The 22,486-nt window shown below is 63.2% G+C and carries 22 protein-coding genes; 12 read left to right on the top strand and 10 right to left on the bottom strand.

The window, feature by feature from the left end; genetic code table 11:
- Positions 1 to 3: 3 nt before the first annotated feature.
- The 4 genes from PQ627_RS10650 to PQ627_RS10665 form a co-directional block, all read right to left on the bottom strand.
- Positions 4 to 954 (bottom strand): 1,4-dihydroxy-2-naphthoyl-CoA synthase, encoded by a 951-nt coding sequence (locus PQ627_RS10650; protein ID WP_274260777.1) that lies wholly within the window; start codon positions 952 to 954, stop codon positions 4 to 6.
- Between the two features lie 21 nt (positions 955 to 975).
- A complete protein-coding gene (locus PQ627_RS10655) occupies positions 976 to 1,413 on the bottom strand; it encodes a VOC family protein (protein WP_274260779.1) in 438 nt (145 codons plus the stop codon).
- A gap of 122 nt (positions 1,414 to 1,535) precedes the next feature.
- Positions 1,536 to 2,264 carry a CPBP family intramembrane glutamic endopeptidase gene (locus PQ627_RS10660; RefSeq protein WP_274260781.1) on the bottom strand — a complete coding sequence of 243 codons (729 nt, stop codon included), beginning with the start codon at positions 2,262 to 2,264 and terminating at the stop codon, positions 1,536 to 1,538.
- 62 nt (positions 2,265 to 2,326) lie between these two features.
- Positions 2,327 to 3,577, bottom strand: a complete 1,251-nt coding sequence (locus PQ627_RS10665) for an Nramp family divalent metal transporter (RefSeq protein WP_274260783.1) — start codon at positions 3,575 to 3,577, stop codon at positions 2,327 to 2,329.
- Positions 3,578 to 3,947: 370 nt separating this feature from the next.
- On the opposite strand from PQ627_RS10665, the gene PQ627_RS10670 reads away from it, so the two are divergent.
- Positions 3,948 to 5,411 (top strand): amino acid permease, encoded by a 1,464-nt coding sequence (locus PQ627_RS10670; RefSeq protein ID WP_144659176.1) that lies wholly within the window; start codon positions 3,948 to 3,950, stop codon positions 5,409 to 5,411.
- Positions 5,412 to 5,484: 73 nt separating this feature from the next.
- Here the strand turns inward: PQ627_RS10670 and PQ627_RS10675 are convergent, their stop codons facing one another.
- Positions 5,485 to 6,213 (bottom strand): dienelactone hydrolase family protein, encoded by a 729-nt coding sequence (locus tag PQ627_RS10675; RefSeq protein WP_274260786.1) that lies wholly within the window; start codon positions 6,211 to 6,213, stop codon positions 5,485 to 5,487.
- A 142-nt stretch (positions 6,214 to 6,355) separates the two neighbouring features.
- On the opposite strand from PQ627_RS10675, the gene PQ627_RS10680 reads away from it, so the two are divergent.
- From PQ627_RS10680 to paaZ, 9 genes are all read left to right on the top strand, one after another.
- Positions 6,356 to 7,012, top strand: a complete 657-nt coding sequence (locus PQ627_RS10680; RefSeq protein ID WP_274260789.1) for a pentapeptide repeat-containing protein — start codon at positions 6,356 to 6,358, stop codon at positions 7,010 to 7,012.
- 130 nt (positions 7,013 to 7,142) lie between these two features.
- Complete coding sequence (locus PQ627_RS10685; protein WP_274260791.1) at positions 7,143 to 8,369, top strand: thiolase family protein; 1,227 nt, start codon at positions 7,143 to 7,145, stop codon at positions 8,367 to 8,369.
- Complete coding sequence (locus tag PQ627_RS10690; protein ID WP_274260793.1) at positions 8,369 to 9,169, top strand: enoyl-CoA hydratase/isomerase family protein; 801 nt, start codon at positions 8,369 to 8,371, stop codon at positions 9,167 to 9,169. Before PQ627_RS10685 ends, PQ627_RS10690 begins: the two co-directional genes overlap by 1 nt.
- Positions 9,166 to 10,029 (top strand): 3-hydroxyacyl-CoA dehydrogenase family protein, encoded by an 864-nt coding sequence (locus PQ627_RS10695; RefSeq protein ID WP_274260795.1) that lies wholly within the window; start codon positions 9,166 to 9,168, stop codon positions 10,027 to 10,029. The genes PQ627_RS10690 and PQ627_RS10695 overlap by 4 nt, the downstream gene beginning before the upstream one ends.
- Positions 10,030 to 10,055: 26 nt before the next feature.
- The gene (locus PQ627_RS10700) at positions 10,056 to 10,652 is read left to right on the top strand and encodes a GNAT family N-acetyltransferase (protein WP_274260796.1); all 597 of its coding nucleotides are present in this window, start codon (positions 10,056 to 10,058) and stop codon (positions 10,650 to 10,652) included.
- A 256-nt stretch (positions 10,653 to 10,908) separates the two neighbouring features.
- Entirely contained in the window at positions 10,909 to 11,817 is a 909-nt protein-coding gene (locus tag PQ627_RS10705; protein ID WP_274260799.1) for an SGNH/GDSL hydrolase family protein, read from the top strand.
- Positions 11,818 to 11,907: 90 nt separating this feature from the next.
- Positions 11,908 to 12,615 carry a tyrosine-protein phosphatase gene (locus tag PQ627_RS10710; RefSeq protein WP_274260800.1) on the top strand — a complete coding sequence of 236 codons (708 nt, stop codon included), beginning with the start codon at positions 11,908 to 11,910 and terminating at the stop codon, positions 12,613 to 12,615.
- 54 nt (positions 12,616 to 12,669) lie between these two features.
- Complete coding sequence (locus PQ627_RS10715; protein ID WP_274260802.1) at positions 12,670 to 13,653, top strand: glycosyltransferase family 2 protein; 984 nt, start codon at positions 12,670 to 12,672, stop codon at positions 13,651 to 13,653.
- 406 nt (positions 13,654 to 14,059) lie between these two features.
- Positions 14,060 to 16,159 (top strand): phenylacetic acid degradation bifunctional protein PaaZ, encoded by a 2,100-nt coding sequence (paaZ, locus tag PQ627_RS10720; protein WP_274260804.1) that lies wholly within the window; start codon positions 14,060 to 14,062, stop codon positions 16,157 to 16,159.
- Between the two features lie 238 nt (positions 16,160 to 16,397).
- Here the strand turns inward: paaZ and PQ627_RS10725 are convergent, their stop codons facing one another.
- From PQ627_RS10725 to PQ627_RS10735, 3 genes are read right to left on the bottom strand one after another with little or no spacing between them, the layout of a single operon-like run.
- Positions 16,398 to 17,000, bottom strand: coding sequence for a TetR/AcrR family transcriptional regulator (locus tag PQ627_RS10725; RefSeq protein ID WP_274260806.1), 603 nt, complete (start codon positions 16,998 to 17,000; stop codon positions 16,398 to 16,400).
- Positions 17,001 to 17,036: 36 nt separating this feature from the next.
- A complete protein-coding gene (paaK, locus tag PQ627_RS10730; protein ID WP_262275846.1) occupies positions 17,037 to 18,374 on the bottom strand; it encodes a phenylacetate--CoA ligase PaaK in 1,338 nt (445 codons plus the stop codon).
- Between the two features lie 8 nt (positions 18,375 to 18,382).
- Positions 18,383 to 18,853: a hotdog fold thioesterase gene (locus tag PQ627_RS10735; RefSeq protein WP_274260810.1), complete on the bottom strand. Its 471-nt coding sequence runs from the start codon at positions 18,851 to 18,853 to the stop codon at positions 18,383 to 18,385.
- Positions 18,854 to 18,961: 108 nt separating this feature from the next.
- Between PQ627_RS10735 and PQ627_RS10740 the strand changes: the two genes are divergently transcribed.
- Complete coding sequence (locus PQ627_RS10740) at positions 18,962 to 19,540, top strand: GNAT family N-acetyltransferase (protein WP_274260812.1); 579 nt, start codon at positions 18,962 to 18,964, stop codon at positions 19,538 to 19,540.
- Here PQ627_RS10740 and PQ627_RS10745 read toward each other — a convergent pair.
- Positions 19,533 to 21,086 (bottom strand): putative bifunctional diguanylate cyclase/phosphodiesterase, encoded by a 1,554-nt coding sequence (locus PQ627_RS10745; RefSeq protein ID WP_274260815.1) that lies wholly within the window; start codon positions 21,084 to 21,086, stop codon positions 19,533 to 19,535. The two genes, PQ627_RS10740 and PQ627_RS10745, sit on opposite strands and share 8 nt — an antisense overlap.
- Before the next feature lie 2 nt (positions 21,087 to 21,088).
- Positions 21,089 to 22,141 (bottom strand): hypothetical protein, encoded by a 1,053-nt coding sequence (locus PQ627_RS10750; protein WP_274260816.1) that lies wholly within the window; start codon positions 22,139 to 22,141, stop codon positions 21,089 to 21,091.
- Positions 22,142 to 22,247: 106 nt separating this feature from the next.
- Here PQ627_RS10750 and PQ627_RS10755 point away from each other — a divergent pair, with 106 nt between their 5' ends.
- Entirely contained in the window at positions 22,248 to 22,418 is a 171-nt protein-coding gene (locus PQ627_RS10755; RefSeq protein ID WP_162239598.1) for a hypothetical protein, read from the top strand.
- Positions 22,419 to 22,486 lie beyond the last annotated feature (68 nt).

The following is a 22,486-nucleotide window of genomic DNA, read 5'->3' on the forward strand; positions in this document are numbered from 1 at the left end:
GTCCTAGAAGTAGTAGGGGAAGCTGGACCAGTCGGGATCGCGCTTTTGAAGGAAGGCTTCCTTGCCCTCCACGGCTTCGTCCGTCATGTACGCAAGGCGGGTGGCTTCGCCGGCGAAGACCTGCTGCCCGGCGAGCCCGTCGTCGGCGAGGTTGAAGGCGAATTTGAGCATGCGGATGGCCTGCGGCGACTGGCGGGCAATGTCAGCGGCGTATTCCAGCGCGACCTCTTCCAGCCGTTCGTGGTCCACGGCTTCGTTGACAGCGCCCATGCGAACCATGTCTTCTGCGGAATATTCGCGGGCAAGGAAGAAGATCTCCCGGGCGGCCTTCTGCCCGATCTGGCGGGCCAGCAGCGCAGAGCCGTATCCGGCGTCGAAACTCCCGACCGTGGCGTCCGTCTGTTTGAACTTGCCGTATTCGCGCGAGGCGATGGTCAGGTCGCTGACGACGTGCAGGGAGTGGCCGCCGCCGGCCGCCCAACCGTTGACGACGGCGATAACCACCTTGGGCATGGTCCGCATGAGCCGCTGGACTTCCAGGATGTGCAGCCGGCCAGCGCGGGCGGGGTCGATGGTTTCCTGGGTGTCGCCCTCTGCGTAGCGGTACCCGTCCCGTCCACGGATGCGCTGGTCGCCGCCGGAGCAAAACGAGTGCCCGCCGTCCTTTTCGGAGGGGCCGTTGCCAGTGAGCAGGACCGTGGCTACGTCCGGTGTCATGCGGGCGTGGTCCATGGCTCGGTACAGCTCATCCACGGTGCCCGGGCGGAACGCATTGCGGACTTCGGGGCGGTTGAAGGCGATCCGGACCGTGGGGAGATCCTTAACCGTGCCGTCGGCCGACCGTTCAACCTGCCGGTGGTACGTCATGTCCTTGAAGTCATCAAAGCCGGAGACGGTACGCCAGCGCGATGGGTCAAAGATGTCGGAAACCTTGGCAGGGAGATCGTTGTTCACATACCGAGTCTAGTAATGGGCTCAGCTGATGCAGAACTCGTTGCCTTCCGGGTCTGCCATCGTGTGCCATTCGTGGGGCCCTTGGTTGGCGGTCCAGAGGTGTTTGGCGCCCCGGGCTTCCAGTTCCTTGCGCACGACGTCCTTGTCCCGCCCGTTCAGGCGGACGTCCCAATGCACGCGGTTTTTCACGGTTTTTTCGTTCGGGTCCGTCTGGAACAGGATGCGCCGGCCGGTCTTGGGATCCGGGTCCTCCGCCGGAACAATGGCACAGCCCTCGGCCCAGACGAGTTTGCCGTTGTGCGTGATGGTCTGGTCCTCCGTAGCGAAGCCTCGTTCGATCATGGAGCGGATAAAGGCCTCGTCCTGGGGTTCGACGGTCCATTCAAGGGTCTCAGCCCACCAATCGGCGAGGTCGTGGGGCTTCTTGCAATCGACTACTACCTGCATGTTGAGTGTCATGCCCCCAAGCTATTCCGACGGCGGGTGGCTGGGTAGTCGAATGCGGTCACCTTCCGTCCGGGTTACCCAACCGGGGGACAGCAAATGTCGCAATGAGGGCTCAGTGGAACGTTTGCTGTCCCCTAGTTGGGGAGGAGCTCCGGGGGCACGGCGTAAATCAGCACGACGGCCATAAGGTTCTTGGCTGCGTGCACGAAGTAGGAGAACATGAGGTTCTTCCCCGTCCAGACATACACGGCCACCAGGACCATGGCCATGCCCAAGTAAGGTGCCAGGGCTGACAACACCAGGCCCTCACGTCCGATCACGTGGATGGATGCAAAGACCACCACCGAGATCACGCAACAGATCCAGATGTTGACATGCTGGGACAACTTGCCGATGAGCAGGTGGCGGAACAGATACTCCTCAACAAAGGGCCCCAGAATCACCAACAAAGGCACCATCAGCCACGCAGGGACATGCTGCAGCAAACCTTGGATGCCCAGCTGGTTCTCGGAACTTTGGGCGGTACCGAACGCAGCTACCAGGATCGCCGTGAGGATGAGCATTACCACGATCGCGAGGGGAATCATTCCAAGGGTGAACCACGGCCGGGTCCCGAGGATCTTAAGGTCGCGGCCCGCCACGCGCCAGGCTGACGCCACGGCAAATATTCCGACGCCGGCATAGAAGATGGCGTTGACCGCATAGGATGCGGTGGCCGGGTCCGCGAACAGTTGGAGCATGAGCCGCTGAACTGTGCCACCGGCGAAGGTGAAGTAGAGGGTAAAGCCAAGGTAGGCGGCCACGGCAAGGGCATCCAGGGCAGTGAACCTGTACAAAGATGCCTTGGTCTGAAGAGTGCCCATGTATCCAGCCTAGCTTTGCTGGCTCCATGGTTGCTCGGCCTGAACCGCTTAATCCTGCCTGCTCAACCCTGCCCGGTCAGGGTCAGCGCGATCAGGACACAGTTCAATCCGACAATGAGGGTCGCGCTGGTCCAGCCGGCGATCTTCAAGGGCAGGGAATCTGTGTGGATTCCCATCACGTCACGCTTGCCGGTCAATCGGATGAGTGGAATCAGCGCGAAGGGGATACCGAAGCTGAGCAGCACCTGGCTCAGTACCAAGGCAAGCGTCGGCTCAATTCCCGCGCCCAAAACGATCAGGGCAGGGACGAGGGTGATGACACGGCGGACCAGCAGCGGAATGCGGATCTTGAGGAGCCCGCCCATGATGGTTGCCCCGGCGTAGCAGCCAACGGACGTCGAGGCCAGCCCGGAAGCCAGCAATCCGATGGCGAACACAACGCCGATGGCAGGACCCAATGCCGCTGTTACCGCTGCGTGCGCACCGGCAATCGTGTCCGTGCCCTCGATTCCACGCAGGCTGGTCGCGGCCAGGAGAAGCATGGAGATGTTGACGACTCCGGCGAGCAGCAAGGCGCCTACTACGTCCATCCGGGTTGTCCGGATCAGGCGGGTCTGGATCACAGGGTCCGGTGAGAAGCCGTGGCGGTCCCGGGCCAGGGCGGAGTGGAGGTAGATCGCGTGGGGCATGACGGTCGCTCCGAGCATGCTGGCCGCCAGGAGGACCGTGTCGGGACCATCGAATCGCGGGAGCAGCCCGCCCAGCGCGCTACCGGCGTCCGGGGGATTGACGAACAAGCCCGAAACGAAACCCACGGCAATGATCCCCAGGAGAACAAGGATGGCGTACTCGAAGGACCGCTGGCCACGGCGGGACTGCAAGGCCAGCAGCAGCATGGAAGCAACACCGACGATCACGCCGCCTGCGAGAAGCGGCAGCCCGAACAGCAGATTGAGGGCGACGGCACCGCCGATCACCTCGGCCATGTCTGTAGCCCCGGCGACGATCTCGGCCTGGGCCCAGTAGAGGCGCCGACGTTTGGTACCCAGGCGTTTTCCGAGAAGTTCCGGCAGGCTCATTCCGGTGGCGAGGCCGAGCTTTGCGGATTGGTACTGCACCAGCACTGCCATGGCATTCGCGACCACCAGCACCCAGACCAAGAGGTAGCCGTAGTTCGCGCCGGCGGTGAGGTTCGCAGCAACGTTTCCTGGATCGACGTAGGCGATCGCAGCAACGAACGCCGGTCCCAGCAGCAGGAGCCGCGACCATACTTTTCCGGGAGTGGCACGTGTTTCCAGGGTGGGTGCAGCCATCGGGGTTCCTCGTCGTTGGGGGGGTACTCATTACGAGGATAGCGAAATTTAGGCATACCGAAAAGTTTTATTTAGGCAATCCGTTGGAGAGTTCCAACGCGGGGTCAGATATAGCCCTTCCAGGGGGTAAACATGGGCCATATCTGACCCCGCGTTGCTTCTAACGCGGGGAGGTGCTGTTGCCTGCGTCACGGGTCGGCCGTCACATGCCGTAAGATGGACGGGTTGCGCGAACGTTCGGCGTTCTGCGGCCTACGTCACACAGCGGATTCTTCAAACGGGAAAAACCCGAATTTTGTGTGCAAAAGCCGCCCGTGCTCCGGCACCGGCGCAACCACAACAGCAACACCCCAACCCACAAGGAACAGCTGTGCCGCAAAGTACCCCCACAGATCTCAAGAACCAGACGGCCTCAACCACCGCCGTCGGTTCCTCCCTCAGCGCCGAGGGATACAAGAAGACCCTGAGCCGCCGCCACGTCACCATGATCGCCATGGGTGGCGCCATCGGCGTCGGCCTCTTCATGGGTGCCGGTGGCCGCCTGGCCTCCACCGGCCCGGCCCTGATTTTCTCCTACGCCATTGCCGGCGTCATCGCTTACCTGCTGATGCGCGCCCTCGGCGAACTCATCATGTACCGCCAGACCTCCGGTTCCTTCGTGAGCTACGCCGGCGAGATGTTCGGCAAGAAGGGCGCCTACCTCTCCGGTTGGATGTACTTCATCAACTGGGCCATGACAGGCATCGCCGAGCTCATTGCGATCGGTCTGTACTTCCAGTTCTTCTTCCCCAACGTGCCGATCGAACTGTCCGCCATCGCAGCATTGGTGCTGCTTGTGGCCGTGAACCTGTTCAGCGTCAAGGCATTTGGCGAGTTCGAATTCTGGGCATCCTGCCTCAAGGTTGCCGCGATCGTCATCTTCCTGGCTGTTGGCACCTTCATGGTTGTCACCAACGCCAAGGTCGGTGAGGGTCACGCGTCCGTGGCCAACCTCTTCCATGACGAAGGCGGCATGTTCCCCAAGGGCGGCCTCGTGATGATCCTCGTCCTCAACGCCGTGATCTTCGCCTACAACGCCATCGAGCTCGTCGGCATCACCGCAGGTGAGATGGAAAACCCGGAACGTGAAGTTCCCAAGGCGATCCGCGCCGTCGTGCTCCGCATCGTGGTGTTCTATGTCGGATCCGTGTCCCTGCTCGCGATGCTGCTGCCCTCTGACCAGTACAAGGCCGGTACCTCGCCGTTCGTGACGGTGTTCGGGCAGATGGGCCTGGGCTGGATGGGTGATGTGATGAACATGATCGTCATCACCGCAGCGCTGTCCTCCTGCAACTCCGGCCTGTACTCGATCGGCCGCATCTTCCGCACCATGGCCAACAACGGGCACGCCCCGCAGTGGCTGACCAAGATGTCCTCACGCCACGTGCCGTATGCGGCGATCCTGGCCATCGGCGGTGTCTACCTGGTGGGTATCCTGCTGAACATTTGGCTCGGTGGTTCGCACGCCTTCGATCTCGCCTTGAACACTGCGTCCATCGGCGTGATCTTCACGTGGGGTTCGATCTTCGCAAGCCAGATCGCCCTGCGCCACAAGAAGGGCAAGGTCTCTTCCCTGCCGATGCCCGGTTCGCCGTGGACCAGCTGGCTTGGCCTCGTGGCGCTGCTGGCCATCACTGTGCTCATCGGTTTCGACACCATGACCGACAAGGCCACGGGGGAGGTCTTCCTCTTGGGCCTCTGGACCCTCGCAACCATTCCGTTCTTCGCCTTGGTGCTGTGGCTTGGCTGGCAGAAGGTCAAGAACAACGAGCCCAAGAGCGAGCTGTTCAGCTAGCCCTTATTAAGGCTCGACGGCGGGTGCCTCCTTCCGGTGATTACGTCACCTGGAGGGGCGCCCGCCGTTTGCATTAATTGCCCCGAAGGTACTTGGCGAAATGCTCCTCGATGCGCCGCCACGCTTCCGGGGCAGAGGCGGGATCCGGCTTGATTCCCATGACCCGCATCAGTGGGCGGAGGGGCTTGGGGCCAACCGGCGCGTCGTTCATGAAGGCGTGGCCCGCCGTCGGAAATTCCTTGACGTCGTGCTTGATGCCGAGGCTGCTCAAGGCATGCTCCAATTTGGCGGCGGCACCCGGCAGGGTCCGGTCTTTGGCCCCGTAGTTGGCGACCACGGGGCAGGCACCTTCGAGGGCGCTGTGCAGGTCCCGCGGCAGTTGCCCGTAGTTCACCGACGCGGCGTCGAAGCCGTCGTTAGCGGACAGGAGCGCGAAAGCGCCGCCCATGCAGAAACCGATGACCCCCACCTTCCCGGTGCACCTTTCATCCTCCCGCAACCATTCCTGGGCGGTGGCTATGTCCGTGAAGGCCCGTCCTGTGCCAGAGAGCATGGAGCGCATGGTGGCGACCAGGCAGCGTCGTGGACCGCCGTCGCTGTACAGGTCCACAGCGAGGGTGAGGTAGCCGGCTGCCGCCAGGCGGTCTGCTTGACGAAGCATCACATCGTTCAGTCCAAAGGCTTCGTGGATCATCACCACCCCAGGGAAGGGGCCATCCCCCGTGGGCTCGGCGAGGTACCCCTGAAGGGCAGTGGAGCCTCCCGCAACCTTGCTCCTGGCGCTCAAATCGATGGTGACCATGGGTGCGGCCCTCCTTCTGGTTCCAGCGGATGAAGCTTTTTGTCAGGGCCCAAGGATAGGCTCGACGCATGCAATTACCCACCACTTTGACGCAGCATACCAACGCCGAACCGGTGAAGCCCGGGAAGGCGGAGTCACTCTGATGGCGGCAGCGAGGGTTGCCGCCCCGAAGATTTCCCCGGTGCGGTTGGAAGAACTGCGTGACGACGACGCCCCGGACTTCCAGCGTGGCGAAAGATACGACGGCGTCCGGCTCACCAGGGTTTCCGCGGACGGCGAGGAACTCAGTGGTGCGGACTTCATTGAGTGCGAATTCAACGGGGTGTCCTTCAACGAGGCACAACTGCGTGGGGCGACGTTCCGGGAATGCATTCTGGCCGAGCCGTATGCGCCCGTACTGATGGCTGCGCGCACCTCCTGGCAGGACGTGGAGATCACCAACCCACGGTGGGGTTCGGCTGAACTCTACGAGGGCACCTGGCGTTCCGTCCGGATCGACGGCGGCAAGCTGGACTACGTGAACCTCAGGGGCTCCAAGCTCATGGACGTCCAGATCTCGGATTGCATCATTAACGAGCTCGACCTCGGTGGTTGCACGGGAACGCGGGTGGCTTTGAAAAACTGCACCATCGGCACCCTGGATGTCACAGGTGCCAAGCTCAAGGACGTAGACCTGCGGACCTCGGAGTTCCGCGGAATCAATGGACTGGCCGGACTTGCCGGGGTGGTCATCGACGATTACCAGCTGAGCTTGATGGCCCCCTTGTTGGCCGGACACTTGGGTATCCGGGTGGTTTGAGGCGGCGAAGGGGTGGTCCTGCGGGCAGCTTCATCTGTTGACCGTCCCGCTGGGCCGTGTAATCTTTATAGAACGAACGGTCGGTATATTATTCCGTGCCGGTCCCTTTACTTTCGCGAAGGATGTTCTCATGGTCGAGGCTTTTCTTGTTGGCGGCGCTCGTACGCCTGTCGGGCGCTATGGCGGGGCGCTGTCCTCTGTCCGCCCCGACGACCTCGCAGCACTGGTGGTCCGGGAAGCGGTGGCGCGAGCCGGCGTCGACCCTGACGCCATTGACGAGGTAATCCTCGGCAACGCCAACGGTGCCGGTGAGGAGAACCGCAACGTGGCCCGCATGGCAACCCTCCTTGCCGGACTTCCCCTCCACATCCCCGGAATCACCGTGAACCGCCTCTGCGCCTCCGGCCTGAGTGCCATCATCATGGCCAGCCAGATGATCAAGTCCGGCGCTGCGGACATCGTGGTGGCCGGTGGCGTCGAGTCGATGAGCCGGGCCCCGTGGGTGCAGGAGAAGCCCGCGACAGCGTTCGCCAAGCCGGGCCAGATCTTCGATACCTCCATCGGCTGGCGTTTCGCCAACCCGCTCTTCACCAAGGGCGAGCTGTCGCGCGACGGCAAGATGACCTACTCCATGCCGGAGACTGCCGAAGAAGTGGGCCGCGTGGACAACATCTCCCGCGAGGATGCAGACGCTTTCGCGGTTCGTTCGCATGAACGCGCCCTGGCGGCCATTGCCGGTGGTCGCTTCAAGGACGAAATCGTCCCTGTCACCGTCAAAACCCGGAAGTCCGAAACCGTAGTGGACACCGACGAAGGCCCACGCGAGGGAACCACCATGGATGTCCTTGCCGGGCTTCGTCCCGTGGTCCCGGGCGGTTCCGTGGTGACCGCAGGCAATTCGTCCACCCTCAACGACGGCGCCTCGGCCATCATCGTCGCCTCTGAGGCCGCCATCCAGAGATTCGGCCTCACGCCCCGCGCCCGAATCATCGACGGTGCATCCGCCGGCTGCGAACCGGAAATCATGGGTATCGGCCCCGTCCCGGCAACGCAGAAGGTCCTGGCCCGGACCGGGCTTACCGTGGACCAGCTTGGAGCCGTGGAACTCAACGAAGCCTTCGCCACGCAGTCCTTGGCAAGCATGCGTCGCCTGGGGCTGGACCCGGACATCGTCAACAACGACGGCGGTGCCATAAGTTTGGGACACCCCCTCGGTTCCAGCGGCTCACGGATCGCGATTACCCTGCTGGGCCGTATGGAGCGCGAACTCGCCTCGGCGACCGGACCCAAGCTGGGTCTGGCCACCATGTGCATCGGCGTGGGCCAGGGCACCGCAATGCTGTTGGAAGGCGTGTAATGGCACTGAACCCTGAAGACTTCACGGCGCTCCTGATTGAAGAGCGCGAGGACAGGCTCATCGTTCTTCTGAACCGTCCCGAGGTCCGCAACGCGATCGACCAGACGATGGTGGATGAACTCCACGCGGTGTGCGCCGAGTTGGAGCGCAACCCGAAAGTGCTGATCATCGCCGGAACCGATGGGGTGTTTGCCTCGGGTGCCGACATCGGGCAGCTGCGGGAACGACGCCGGGATGACGCGTTGCAGGGCATCAATTCAACGATCTTTGTCCGTATCGCCAAGCTGCCCATGCCGGTCATTGCAGCCCTTGACGGATACTGCCTGGGTGGGGGAGCCGAGCTCGCTTACGCGGCAGACTTCCGGATCGGGACGCCGAGTGTCCGGATCGGAAACCCGGAGACGGGCCTGGGCATCCTGGCTGCCGCCGGTGCCACGTGGCGCCTCAAGGAACTCGTGGGGGAACCGAAAGCCAAGGAGATCCTCCTGGCCGGTGCCGTGTTGCGGGCAGAGGAAGCGCTCCGGATCAATCTCATCACCTCCATTGTTGAAGCGCCGGAGCTGATGGACGCAGCGCATTCACTTGCCGACAGGATCGGCCGCCAGGATCCGATGGCCGTTCGCATCACCAAGTCGGTGTTCCATGCCCCGGCTGAAGCCCACCCCCTGATCGACACCTTGGCGCAGGGAATACTCTTCGAATCCCAGGCAAAGTTTGATCGCATGCAGGCTTTCCTCGACAAAAAGTCTTCGGACAAGAAGAACGCAAACGAAGTTACCCAGGACAGGACCCAGAAATGACAGCCGTTCCCTCCATCCCGCACGTAGTCGGAGTGCTGGGCGGTGGCCGGATGGGCGCCGGCATCGCGCATGCCTTCCTCATCAAGGGCGCCACGGTGGTCGTGGTGGAGCGCGATCACGAGGCTGCAGCGGGCGCCCACGGACGCGTGGCAGAAGCCGTCGCGAAATCCGCAGCCCGCGGCACACTCAGCGAATCGGCCGAAGAAGCCATGTCCCGCTTCAGCACCTCCACGGACTACGAGTCCTTCATTCACTGCGGCCTGGTGGTGGAAGCAGTCCCCGAGGATTTCGACCTCAAGGTCACAGCGCTGAAGGCCGTGGAAGACCACCTGTCAGGGGATGCGTTCCTGGCTTCAAACACCTCCTCGCTGTCCGTGACGGGACTCGCAAATGAACTCCGCAGGCCCGCCTACTTTGTGGGACTGCATTTCTTTAATCCGGTGCCCGCCTCCACGCTGATTGAAGTGGTGCTGGCCAAAGAGACGTCTCCCGAACTCGCTCAAGCAGCGAAAAACTGGACCGAGGCACTTGGCAAGACCGCCGTCGTCGTTAATGACGCTCCAGGGTTTGCGTCCTCAAGGCTTGGTGTGGCCATTGCCCTGGAGGCGATGCGCATGGTGGAGGAGGGTGTCGCGTCCGCCGAGGATATCGATGCCGCGATGGTGCTGGGCTACAAACACCCAACGGGCCCGCTGAAGACCACGGACATTGTGGGGCTGGATGTCCGGCTGGGGATCGCCGAGTACCTGCACTCCACTCTGGGCGACCGTTTCGCCCCGCCGCAGATCCTGCGCGACAAAGTGGCCCGCGGCGAGCTGGGCCGAAAATCCGGCAAGGGCTTCTTCGACTGGAACGACTAAGCGTTGGAGCCGGTTAGGCTAACCGGGTGACTTCTATTGAACCCATCACCCTGACCGGCAACTTCGTGACCCTCGAGCCGTTGGCGCCGGAACACCACGACGGGCTGGTGGACGCCACCCGCGACGGGGACCTGTGGAAGCTTTGGTACACCTCCGTTCCCACGCCTGACGGAATGGCCGCGGAGATCGAACGCCGCCTGTCGCTTCAGGAGGCAGGTTCGATGCTGCCCTTCGCCACGCGGCTCAACGCCACGGGCAAGCTCATCGGCATGACCACTTACATGAACATCGACGCCGACACCCCGCGGGTCGAGATCGGGTCCACCTGGAATGCGGCGTCGGCGCACGGCACGGGAACCAACCCGGATTCGAAGTTGCTGCTGCTCCGGCACGCGTTTGAAACCCTGGGCTGCCCGGCCGTCGAATTCCGCACGCACTGGCTGAACCACCAGTCCCGCGAGGCGATTGCCCGCTTGGGGGCCAAGCAGGACGGGGTGCTCAGGAACCACTCTCGTACCAAGGATGGCGTGCTGCGCGACACGGTGGTGTTCTCCATCCTTGAGCACGAATGGCCAGCGGTGCGGAACGGCCTGGAGTACCGGCTGGCCAAGTACGGGGCGTAGCCAACAGGGTGACTACAGTCCGGAAGCCGAGGTTCAGTCTCCGCACAGCTATCATCACCATCGTCCATATCCTCTACCGCCGGCGGGGCAAGGCATGAACGCCCTGCTGCGAGGTCTTTCCCCGCTTCCCGGCAGGCGTAATCTAGCCACACATTGCCCCGGTATGCGGCCGACTGGTGGGCGAGCCGCGACATCCGCGAACAGCTGAAGCTCGGATTGCCGGAGCCCCATCACCGCATAAAAAAGGGGATTAGTCATGGCAAAGCAAAATTCACGACGCCGGATCCCGGCTTTGGTCGGCGGCCTCGCCATCGCGGCGCTCACGCTGGGGTTCACCGCCGCTCCTGCCACCGCAGCGCCGCCGCTGGACTATGTCGCGCTGGGTGATTCGTACACCGCGGGGACGGGGGCGGACGGGCCCACGCGAACTGCAGTCTGCTGGCAGAGCAGCGGAGGCTACGTTGACCTCGTTGATGCTTCAGCGAGGGTGGATCTCATAACCAACGCTGCTTGCCACGGCTCTCTCCTGGCCTTCGATCCGCTGAACCCGAGTCCGTTCTACAACGGTGCACCGACTGTCGCGGAGCAAATCGCCGGCTTGGCCTTCAGCCAGGCACTGTCCGGTGACATTGATCTGGTGAGCATCACAGCCGGAGCCATTGATGGGGGTAGCCTGCTGGCACTTCAGGCCTGCTCCACCCCGAACACACAGGCCTGTGCGGCAACCGTCGCCGGAATCATCCAGAACCTCGGGAGTCTTGAAGGCGGACTGGAACTTACCTACCAGTCGATCCAGGCCGCCGCTCCGAACGCAACGATCGTTGTCATGGGATACCCGCGTCTGTTCGATCCGTCCCGGGGGAATATTGTGATCGGCGGGGTTACCGTTGTGCCGGTTACTAACCAGATCACAGTGAACACGGCCGTGAATGCCCTCAATGCCACCATCGCGAAGGCCGTGGCGGAGAGCGGGACCAACGCCGTGTTCGTTGACGTGACCAAGCGCTTCCTGGGCCATGCAGTGAATTCGGACAATTCATGGATCGTACTGGACTTGGCGCAGCTGCAGGCGGATGCCAACTTCCACCCGAACGACGCCGGACATCAGGCCTACGCGTCAGCACTGCTCTCCACGATTAAACCCACCAAGCTGGTGAAACAGTAATTGACGTTGCCAACCCGCTGATCCGTTGCTGGCCAACAACGGATCAGCGGGTTCACCACGGGGTCGTGCATGTGTGCTTAGCTGGCTCCTATGGACGGGACTTCTTCAACCCACCAAAGCGTCCACTGGGACGGCGCTGTCAACGCTTGGAGGATCGCCGGCGACGTGTACCGGATGGGCCGCCACGAATGGGTCACCGGTACCGGTTGGCAGCAGATGTACGACGACGGCGTCCGCACCGTGATCGACCTGCGCGCCTCGCGGGAGCGGCGGCAACGCGACACCGATCCCGAGGTGCCGGACGATGTGAAGGCGCGGATCGCCGTCGTACATTGCCCAACGGAGGATCCGGACCATGGGCGCTTCAGCGAGCTGTTCGGCCCGTACTTGAAGGACCCGGCACAGTATGGCGACTATTTGCAGCTGTTCGGGGAGAAAATCGCGGCGGTGTTCAAGGCAATAGCTGCCTCGCCGGGCAAAGTGGTGGTGCACTGTTCAGCCGGCCGGGACCGCAGCGGAATGATCGCGTTGATGCTGCAGCGGCTTGCAGGGTTCACCGATGACGAGATCCTTCGGGGCTACGAACTCGCGGCACGGGGGATCAACGAGAGGCACCGTACGCACGGGGCGCCCCATGTCCACGATCCCTATCTTCCCGATGAGCAGCTCGAGGCCTTGCTGGCGGAGCGCACGCAGAGTCTGCGGCTTTTCCTGGCATCGATTGATGTTGGAGGTTTCCTGAAGGCCAATGGTCTTAGCGATCGGGAGGTAACGGCAGTACTCACAAAACTCCGGTGACGCGGCGCTGCTAACATGCTGAGTTGACTCACTCCCGACCCCGGACGGAACCGCATGACTCACGGCGCCCGTGTCACCATCGTGACCCGAACCAAGAACCGACCCCTTTTCCTTGCCCGCGCGCTGGATGACATCTTTGGGCAAACCTTCCAGGACTTTGAGCTGGTCATCGTCAACGACGGTGGCGACCCGTCCGACGTCGATCGCCTCACCTCCCAGCGGCCGGAAATCGAGAGGGAACGCATCACTACGCTGCACCACTCCCAATCGGTGGGAATGGAAGGGGCATCAAACGCCGGCGTGAAAGCGGGCACGGGCGAGTTTGTGGTGATTCACGATGACGACGACTTCTGGGCGCCCGACTTCCTCGCCCGCACCGTGGCGTACCTTGACGACTCCGCACACGCCGACGAGACCGGCGTGATGGTTCGGACGGAAATCGTCATCGAGGAACTGGTGGGCGACCGGATCGAGCCCGTCCGACGCGAAATCTTCTGGGCCGGAATGCGGCAGATAACCCTCTCGGACATGCTGAAGATCAACCGGGCGGTGCCTATTTCTTTCCTGTACCGCCGCAGTGTTCATGAAGCGGTGGGCTTCTACAACGAGGACCTGCCTGTGGTGGGCGATTGGGAGTTCCACCTGCGCGTATTGAGCCACTCGCGGGTGGGCTTTCTCGACGGCGAACCCCTCGCCTTCTGGTCCCAGCGGCCCGAATCCGAAGGGCACGACGGCAACAGCATTTTCGCCAAGGCGGCCGAGCATGCCCACTACGATGCCCTGGTCCGTGATGAACATCTTCGCGATGACGTTGCCCGCAACGGCCTTGGCACCGTGCTCTACCTGACCCGGGTCCTGGCCGAGCAGGAGGAACTTATCGTTGCCCAGCAGCGTCGCCTGGATGACACCACGGCCAAACTTGACCACATCCTTGACCGCATCGAAGCCCTCAACCATACGGTCGTGACGCGGACCAGCGTGGGGGAGTTCCTGAAAAAGCCCATGCTGCTGGCAAGGAAGCTCGGCCTCCGCAGCTGACGCTCGCTCACATCCCGCGTGTATGGGTTGGACGCTCGCTCGTGTTCCCGGGGGTTGGGCTGGACGCTCGCTCACAACCCGCGGGTTTGGGTTGGACGCTCGCTCACGTTCCCGGGGGTTTGGGCTGGACGCTCGCTCATGTTCCCGGGGTTTGGGTTGGACGCTCGCTCGACGCCAAGTTCGGCGCCAAATAGCCAAGCCCAAAGCAACCAAGCAAGGGTCGGTCCCACTCACAGTGGGGCCGGCCCTTCCTCGCGCATTGAGGCCAACCGCGGCAAATTCCTGCTGTACTCTCCCGGGCATTCATGTACCCTGTATATATTACCGAACGGCCGGTCAGTAATGTTGGCGATTGAGTCAACACCGACCGTGCCGATCTCACGTGCCTTGGAAGGACCCGTCGACGATGACCACTACCGCAGTCGCCCCGGAAACCACAGCCGTTGCCACCGTGCCCAGCTTCGTCAGGAATGCCTGGTGGACTCCGGCAGCTGATGCGAAGAAAGTCCCGGTCCGCGATGCCAGCACCGGAGAAGTCCTGGCGAACGTGAGCACCGACGGACTGGACCTGGCCGCCGTCGTCGATTTCGCACGCACCACAGGCCAAGCCGAACTCGGAAAACTGACGTTCCACCAGCGCGCGCTCAAGCTCAAAGAGCTCGCCATGTACCTCAACGGCCGCCGCGAGGAACTGTACGCATCCTCGTCGCAGAGCGGTGCCACCAAGATCGACAACATGATCGACATCGACGGCGGCATCGGCGTGCTCTTCACGTTCGGCTCCAAGGGCCGCCGCGAACTGCCCAACTCGCAGGTTGTGGTGGACGGTCCCATGGAAATCCTGTCCAAGGACGGCTCGTTCGCCGGCGAGCACATCTACACCCGCATCCCCGGCGTTGCCGTTCAGATCAACGCCTTCAACTTCCCGGTGTGGGGCATGCTGGAAAAGTTTGCCCCCGCGTTCCTGGCCGGCGTCCCCACGATCGTGAAGCCGGCGACGCCCACCGGCTACATTGCCGCGGACGCCGTCCGGGCGATCGTCGAGTCCGGGATTCTGCCTGAGGGGTCCATCCAGCTGATCTCCGGTTCCGCGCGGACCATCCTGGACGAACTGGACTATCGCGACCTCGTCTCCTTCACGGGTTCGGCGTCAACGGCCAATTCCCTGAAGTCACATCCGAACGTTGTCCAAGGCGGCGTTCGGTTCACTTCGGAGACGGACTCGCTCAACGCTGCCATCCTCGGCCCCGACGCCGTTCCAGGCACCCCCGAGTTTGACGCTTTCGTCAAGGCCGTCGTCACGGAGATGACCGTCAAGGCCGGCCAAAAGTGCACGGCCATCCGCCGGGTGCTGGTCCCCAAGTCCTTGGTCTCCGAAGTGGCCGCCGCCATCGGCGCGCGCATCACGGAACGCGTCGTGGTTGGCGACCCCCGCGCCGAAGGCGTCACCATGGGCGCCTTGGCCTCGTTGGAACAGCTCGCCGACGTTCGGGCTGCTGTTCAGTCAATGCTCGACGCCGGAGGTGAACTTGCGTACGGAAGCCTGGATTCGCCGTCGGTCACCTCGGTTGGAGGCGCCGTAGGTGTCGTCGAGGACGGGGCGTTCATGTCGCCGGTTCTCCTGAGTTGGAGCGATGCCGAAGCCGAAGAAGTGCACTCGCTGGAAGCCTTCGGGCCTGTTTCCTCGGTCCTTGGCTATAACGACGTCGCCGACGCCGTGCGGCTGGCCGCCCGTGGTTCAGGCTCATTGGTGGCCTCGGTGTGCACCAATGACCCCGCCGTCGCACGCGATTTGGTGACTGGAATCGCCGCCCACCATGGCCGTGTGCACATGCTCAACCGCGAGGACGCACGTTCCTCCACGGGCCACGGTTCCCCTGTTCCCCACCTCGTCCACGGCGGTCCTGGCCGCGCCGGCGGTGGCGAGGAGCTGGGCGGCATCCGCTCCGTGCTGCACCACATGCAGCGCACTGCCATCCAAGGTTCACCCAACATGCTCACGGCAGTCACGGGCCAGTGGCACACAGGTGCCGATCGGAACTTCACCCTCGAAACCGAGGGTGAGCACCCGTTCCGCAAGTCCCTTGCCACGTTGCGTATTGGCGACGCCGTACGTTCGGAGCTGCGCCAGGTCTCGCTTGAAGACATCACTGCCTTTGCGAATTCCACGGGCGATACCTTCTACGCCCACACCAACCAGGAAGCCGCGGAGGCCAACCCGTTCTTCCCGGGCATCGTGGCGCACGGGTACCTGCTCCTGAGCTGGGCCGCCGGGTTGTTCGTGGAGCCGGCTCCGGGTCCCGTCCTGGCCAATTACGGCTTGGAGAACCTGCGCTTCATTACGCCCGTGGCTGCGGGCGACTCCATCCGCGTAACCCTCACGGCCAAGAAGATCACTCCGCGCGAGACCGACGAATACGGCGAGGTTGCCTGGGACGCTGTCCTGACCAACCAGAACGATGAGATCGTGGCAACCTACGACGTCCTGACCCTCGTCGAGAAGTAACCCTCTCTCACATCCCCCGGGATTGGGGCGGACGCTCGCTCATACAACCGACGAAACGCCTTTCCACGCGCTGTGGTAAGGCGTTTCGCGTGTGGGTTGTGCGCGAGGGGTTGGGCTCAAACCGGGGGGATGTGCGCGAGCGTGCGCCGAAAGCAGGGGGGATGTGATTGGGGGTTGGGCTCAAACCGGGGGGATGTGCGCGAGCGTTGGGCTCAAACGCCGGGGATGTGCGCCGGCGTCAGGCGGCGCTGTGGAGGCCGTCGAAGGCCATGGTGATGACGTCGTCGGCGAGCTTTTCGGGGGACAGCGAGCCGCCGGGCTTGTACCACTCCACGATCGAGTTAATGGTGCCGAACAGCAGCCGGGTCACGGTGCGGGGATCGATGTCCTGGCGCAGCGAGCCGTCGTCGCGGGCCGCGGAAATCAAGGCAGCCACCTTGTGGTCGAAAGCGCGACGACGTTCCAGTGCGTCGCGTTCGATCTCCGTGTTGCCCCGCAGCCGCAGCAGCAAGGTGACGAACGGCAGCCGATCCACCAGCACGGCGATGGTCTGTCGGAGCACGAATTCCAGCCTTACGTCGGCAGGTCCGGAGGTGGCCGCGGGCTCCTCCAGGATCGCCTCCAGGCCACCCAGCGCGTGGTCCAGGGCGAGCTTCAGGAGATCGCCCTTGGACGGCACGTGGTGGTAGATGGCTGACTTGGAGATCCCCAGGTTCTCGGCCAGTATGCCCATGGACGTAGCGTCGTAACCGTGCCGGTTGAAGACGTCGACGGCGATGCGGAGCACCGACTGTTGGTCATAACCGGGCCGTCCGCGCTTGGTGGTGGTCTCAGTAGGCATGCTGGCATTTTCTCACGTTCTGAACGGCAGAAGCCGCTAGCCCTTGGGGCGCATGTCGTAGATCCGGCGGAGTTTGCCGTTGGACCGCTCAAGGGAACCGGGCTCAACGACGTCAACGACGCAAGAGGACCCAACGTGAATCTTGATCTGCTCCCGCAAGGTGTGTGCCGCCGTCGTACCGGCCTCAACGGGGACGGACTCGCGGCGCTCAATGCGGACCGTCAGCGAGTCCATGCGCTTGCCCTCGGGCCGGGTGATTTCCAGCTGGAAGTGCGGGCTGAGCTCGGGGATGCGCAGCGCGATTTCCTCGATCTGCGAGGGGAAGAGGTTCACGCCGCGCAGGATGATCATGTCGTCGCTGCGCCCCGTGATGCGGCCCATGCGGCGGTGTGCGGGGCGGGCGGTGCCGGGAAGCAGGCGGGTGAGGTCCTTGGTGCGGTACCGGATGATGGGCAGGGCTTCCTTGGTCAAGGAGGTAAAGACCAGCTCACCGGGCTCGCCATCGCCAAGGACCGTGGAGTGGTCGAACGGATCGATGATCTCAGGGCGGAAGTGGTCCTCCCAGATATGGCAGCCGTCCTGGGTTTCAACAGCTTCACCGGCGACACCCGGGCCCATGACTTCGGAGAGTCCGTAGATGTCCGAGGCCTTGATGTTCATGGTGGTTTCGAGTTCGTGGCGCATTTCCTCGGTCCACGGCTCGGCACCCAGAACGGCGTACTTGAGTGACGTGGAGGTGGGGTCGATGCCCATGTGGGCCATGGCGTCGGCGATGGTCAGCAGGTAGGTGGGCGTGGCCAGGATGGCGTCCGGCTTGAAGTCCTGAATGAGCTGGATCTGGCGTTCGGTCTGGCCCCCGGACATGGGGATGACGGTGCAGCCGAGTGCTTCGGCGCCGGCGTGAGCGCCGAGACCGCCCGTGAACAGGCCGTAACCGTACGCGTTGTGGACCTTCATGCCGGGGCGGACGCCCGAGGCACGCAGGGAGCGGGCCACCAGCGTGGCCCAGTTGGCGAGATCGTTCTTGGTGTAGCCGACCACCGTGGGGCGTCCTGTAGTGCCGGAGCTGGCGTGGATGCGGGCCACCTGGTCCTGCGGCACGGCGAACATGCCGAACGGGTACTCCAGGCGGAGGTCTTCCTTGGTGGTGTACGGGAACTTGCCGAGGTCGCTCAGTTCGCGCAGGTCCGACGGATGGACTCCGGCTTCGTCGAACTTCCGCTTGTACAACGGCACGCGGTCGTAGGCGTAGGCCACCGTGTGCTGGAGGCGGGTGAGTTGCAGGGCCTCGAGCTCATCGCGGGAGATGGTCTCTTCACGGTCCAGCACGGCATCTGAGGGCGATACGGGTGCGGCCACGGTGTTCTGGGTCATGAGGTTTCCTACTTCTTGGAGATGGTCCGGCTGCGGCCGCGGAACTCAGCGATGAGCTCCCCGGGCTGGGCGTCGGCAGTGGAGGGGGCGTCGGCGTCGGGGGCGGCAGCGAAGATCTGGATGTCGTACAGACCGCTCCTGCCGGTACTTGCGCGTCGGTTTGCAACGGCGGTAATCACCTGACTCTGGAAGGCCGGCTTGATGAAATTGATGTCGACGCCGGAGGCTACCGTGATGGAGGCCGCCTCCTCGGGCGTCGGGTTGGCCGGGTTGCAGGCCAGGGCGAAGGCGGTGTCACCGAAGGCAAAGATCATTCCGCCGTGGGCCATGCCGAAGCCGTTGAGCATCTCCTGCCGGAGGTGCATGCGGATGGTGGCGTGGCCGTCGTCGAGCTTGAGGACCTCGATGCCCATCCATTCGGACGCGTAGTCGTTCGTCAGGATGTGGTGCGAAGCACCGGAGAGGGTTGTTTCAACCATGCGTCATTGCCTCCAGCTTTATTTACCGAATGTTCATTAGGTAATCCCAGATCGCGCCACGTGTCAAGACTGGGCCACGATTCGTCCGGGCCTAGTAGCCTCAAGTGCATGCCCGAAATTGAGCTCCCGATTATCACAGACCGCCTGATCCTTCGCCGCTTCGAGGTCGATGACCTGGAACGCTTCCACGGATACCAGTCCCTGCCCGAAACCGCGCGGTTCCTTTTCCGCCACGAATTGACCAAGACCAAGTCCATGGAAGTGCTGGGCCGCTACGCCAACTTCGAGTTCAACCAGGAGGGGGACTGGGTGTGCTTGGCCATCGAGCGCCAGGACCAGCCCGGCCTGATCGGCGAGGTCGTGCTGAAGTGGCTCGAGGGGACAGGCCAGGCTGAGCTGGGCTGGATTCTGCACCCGGATGCACGCGGCCACGGCTTCGCCACCGAAGCGGCCGAGGCCGTCCTCCGACTCGCTTTTGAGCACTTGTCCTTCCATCGCGTCGACGCCAAGCTTGATGCCCTTAACGAGGGATCGGCGGGAATTTGCCAGCGGTTGGGCATGCGCCTGGAAGCGACCTTGGTGGATAACTGGCACTACAAGGGTCAATGGGCCACGGAGAACATCTACGCGATCCTGGACTCCGAGTGGCGCAACCGGCACCGCCCCTGGACCCGGAGCGTCAGCTGACCGGCCATGCCTTGTGGTGCTTCAGCTGTTCCGTCAGCTGGGCCGCGGCCAGGGGTCTGCTGAAGTAGTACCCCTGGCCGCTGGTGCAGCCGATGCCCAACAGGTACTCGGCCTGCTCCGCGGTCTCGATGCCTTCCCAGACCGCATTCAATCCACATGCCTTGATGAGTTGCAGCACCGCGGCAAGCAGGGCAGGCTGCGATGGATCGCTGCCGAGGGCTGAGAGCAGCGTGCGGTCTACCTTGACCGTGTCCACCGGCAGTTGCCGCAGGTAGCTGATGGACGAATACCCCGTGCCGAAGTCGTCGATTTCAAGTCCAACCCCCAGCCGGCGCAGGCTGTTCAGCGTGTAACGGTCCAGGTCGTTGCCCTGGATCACCGCGCTCTCGGTCAGCTCCAGGACCAGAAGGGATGGGTCAAGCCCGGCGGCCGACAACGCCTCCCGCACGTCCTCGACGAACTCCAGCCGCTGCAGGTCCGCTGCCGAAACGTTGATGCGCATGCTGAAGTTGTGGCTCGCCGTGAGGGGGTCGCTGCGCCATTGCTTCAACTGCTCGACGGCGGTGCGGAGCACCCAGCCGCCCAGGTCGGAGATCATTCCTGTTTCCTCGGCGATGGGGATGAACTCGTCGGGCATGATGAGCCCTCGGGTGGGGTGGTTCCAGCGGACCAAGGCCTCCACGCCTTCGATTTCGCGTGTGTCGAGCCTGATGATGGGCTGGTAGTAAAGAACCAGTTGGGATCCGGCGATCGCCTCTTTCAGCTCACCCACCAACTGGTTCCGCATTTGACGGGCGAGCAGCATCTCCGGCGCGAAAAGCTTGAGCTTGCCACGGCCGTCGGCTTTGGACTCGTACATGGCGATGTCCGCTTCCATCATGAGTTCCTCTGCGCTCTGGCCGGGATCGGCCATTCGCAGCCCCATGCTGACCCCGCACCGCAGGTGCTGGCCCTCGATCTCCATGGGTTCAACAACGTCAGCCAAGATGCGGTTGCCGATGACCGCGGCTTCGGCCGGGGTCACCCCGGGGATCAACACCGCGAATTCGTCACCGCCCATCCTCGCCACCATGTCCTGGTCCCGGACCGCTCCGCTGATCCGGTGCGCCACGGTTTCGAGGACCTTGTCTCCGATCGTGTGGCCGAGGGAATCGTTGATGGCCTTGAAGCCGTCCATGTCCAGCAACAGGATGGCGGCCCGCTTCTTTCCCTCGACTTCCTGGTTCTGAGCTTCGCTGAGGGCTGCAGCGAAGGCCGAACGGTTGCTCAGGCCGGTCAGGGGGTCCGTCATGGCCATGCGCCGCATTGCCTGATGCGCTTCGTTGAGCTGCTGGGTTCGGGCCTGCACCCTCTGCTCCAGCTCTTCGTAGACGATTTGAAGGTCCTCGGCCAGCAGGTTGGTGCCCATGATGACCGCGTCGATCTCGTCGCGTGCCTCGGAGATCTCGATCCTGGTGGTCAGGTCTCCTGCAGCGAGCCGGACGATGCCCTCAAGGAGCTGCCCCAAGCGCGGGTCGTTCCCGGAGTACATGCTTGCGTCGGCCACGTTCACGCCCCGTGCGGTCGGTCCTGCAGCCCAGCAACCTGCTGCAGGTATTCGCGGACGGCTGCACTCCGCTCCGGCAATGCGGCCTGGTCAAAGAGCTGGGCAGCGACGTCGGAGGCCGCAAAGCCTTCCTCGGTTCGACCCGAATCCAGCAGTGCGCGGGCAAGGAGGAAATGCGTTTCGGCTGCGGTTTGGGTGGCCAGGACAGAGGAACGTGCGCTCAACGGCTCGAGGATGGCCAGCGCTTCCTTCATATCGCCAATGAGGAAATTCCAGTGGGCGCGGACCAAGGACATCTCCAAGTGGTCGCGTTCGGAACCGCCCACGATGTCCGTTGCGAGTTCTGCCCTTTCGATGCAGCGCAAGGTGGCGGCGCCGTCGAGCTTGGCCTGGAGGCGCATCTCTGCCGAGGCGCGGTTGAAACGTGCCCAGAGATCGACGTCCTTCGACGGCGAGAGCCGTTCCGCGGCGAGGTCGTGGTACCGGCCGCCGTCGCTCACGCGATCGGCGAGAAACGCTACATTTCCGATGACCCAGTAGCCTTTACCCGCCGTGTCCTCATCGACGTCGTCGGTAATCAGCGTTTCCAGCACCAGGCATTCGCGCCACGCGTCCTCCAACAGCCGGCTTTCGGCCAAGGCTGCAATCAGCGCCCTCTGGGCGAGGATCTGGACGTACACCAGATCAGAGTCAAGTGATGCGAGCTTGGCGGCATCGGCAGCAGTCGCCGCCGCCTCTGCCAGCCGTCCCAGTCCTTGGAATGCCACGGCCACCATTGTTCCGGCTTTGGCGCCGAGTTCGGGCGACGATGCGGTGAAGCTATGGTCCTTGAGCTCCGTCGCCAGTTGCAGGAATTCCTCGATCCGTCCTTGGTCGCGGAGGCATTCGGCCTGGAGGTACAGCATGTTCCACCACGACTGCTCATCCCCGGCGGCGGAGGCCAAGCCCGCGGCTTCACCAGCCAGTCGAAAGGCCTGGTCAAAGTCCCGTTCCTTCCATTTGGCACGCGCCGTGAGGCCGGCCACAAGGTGCGCGGCGAGGTGGGGACTATTCATGTGCCCATTATCCATGTCATTGCCGAAGAAAAGCTCGTATAGTTTGCCCCGTGACTTTATTCAAGTCACGACCAACAATTCGCATCAGTACGAAAGGGCATAGCGGATGAAAAAATTTGCGGCAACCCTGCTCATGGCAGCGGTTCTGGCAGTAACGGGATTCGCTGCTCCGGCAAACGCCGAGCCTTCCCAGGACAGCACGGCAATCGGCTGGTGGCCGAACAGCACCACCACTACGAAGACGAACACCACCAGCATCGGGTGGTGGCCGAACTAAACATTGGGGGCGCCTCTCAAGGCCACTTGACATGAAATTGATGCCCCGGGCCTGAGCCCGGGGCATCA

Origin of the sequence: Paenarthrobacter sp. AB444, assembly GCF_028736865.1 — a bacterium.
Taxonomy (GTDB): Bacteria; Actinomycetota; Actinomycetes; order Actinomycetales; family Micrococcaceae; genus Arthrobacter; species Arthrobacter nicotinovorans_B.

Excerpts from the sequence above, each read along its gene's own strand:
- PQ627_RS10655 (WP_274260779.1), bottom strand. The coding sequence starts at position 1,413 with ATGACACTCAACATGCAGGTAGTAGTCGATTGCAAGAAGCCCCACGAC.
- PQ627_RS10660 (WP_274260781.1), bottom strand. The coding sequence starts at position 2,264 with ATGGGCACTCTTCAGACCAAGGCATCTTTGTACAGGTTCACTGCCCTG.
- PQ627_RS10665 (WP_274260783.1), bottom strand. The coding sequence starts at position 3,577 with ATGGCTGCACCCACCCTGGAAACACGTGCCACTCCCGGAAAAGTATGG.
- PQ627_RS10675 (WP_274260786.1), bottom strand. The coding sequence starts at position 6,213 with ATGGTCACCATCGATTTGAGCGCCAGGAGCAAGGTTGCGGGAGGCTCC.
- PQ627_RS10680 (WP_274260789.1), top strand. The coding sequence starts at position 6,356 with ATGGCGGCAGCGAGGGTTGCCGCCCCGAAGATTTCCCCGGTGCGGTTG.
- PQ627_RS10685 (WP_274260791.1), top strand. The coding sequence starts at position 7,143 with ATGGTCGAGGCTTTTCTTGTTGGCGGCGCTCGTACGCCTGTCGGGCGC.
- PQ627_RS10690 (WP_274260793.1), top strand. The coding sequence starts at position 8,369 with ATGGCACTGAACCCTGAAGACTTCACGGCGCTCCTGATTGAAGAGCGC.
- PQ627_RS10695 (WP_274260795.1), top strand. The coding sequence starts at position 9,166 with ATGACAGCCGTTCCCTCCATCCCGCACGTAGTCGGAGTGCTGGGCGGT.
- PQ627_RS10705 (WP_274260799.1), top strand. The coding sequence starts at position 10,909 with ATGGCAAAGCAAAATTCACGACGCCGGATCCCGGCTTTGGTCGGCGGC.
- PQ627_RS10710 (WP_274260800.1), top strand. The coding sequence starts at position 11,908 with ATGGACGGGACTTCTTCAACCCACCAAAGCGTCCACTGGGACGGCGCT.
- PQ627_RS10715 (WP_274260802.1), top strand. The coding sequence starts at position 12,670 with ATGACTCACGGCGCCCGTGTCACCATCGTGACCCGAACCAAGAACCGA.
- paaZ (WP_274260804.1), top strand. The coding sequence starts at position 14,060 with ATGACCACTACCGCAGTCGCCCCGGAAACCACAGCCGTTGCCACCGTG.
- PQ627_RS10725 (WP_274260806.1), bottom strand. The coding sequence starts at position 17,000 with ATGCCTACTGAGACCACCACCAAGCGCGGACGGCCCGGTTATGACCAA.
- paaK (WP_262275846.1), bottom strand. The coding sequence starts at position 18,374 with ATGACCCAGAACACCGTGGCCGCACCCGTATCGCCCTCAGATGCCGTG.
- PQ627_RS10735 (WP_274260810.1), bottom strand. The coding sequence starts at position 18,853 with ATGGTTGAAACAACCCTCTCCGGTGCTTCGCACCACATCCTGACGAAC.
- PQ627_RS10740 (WP_274260812.1), top strand. The coding sequence starts at position 18,962 with ATGCCCGAAATTGAGCTCCCGATTATCACAGACCGCCTGATCCTTCGC.
- PQ627_RS10750 (WP_274260816.1), bottom strand. The coding sequence starts at position 22,141 with ATGAATAGTCCCCACCTCGCCGCGCACCTTGTGGCCGGCCTCACGGCG.
- PQ627_RS10755 (WP_162239598.1), top strand. The coding sequence starts at position 22,248 with ATGAAAAAATTTGCGGCAACCCTGCTCATGGCAGCGGTTCTGGCAGTA.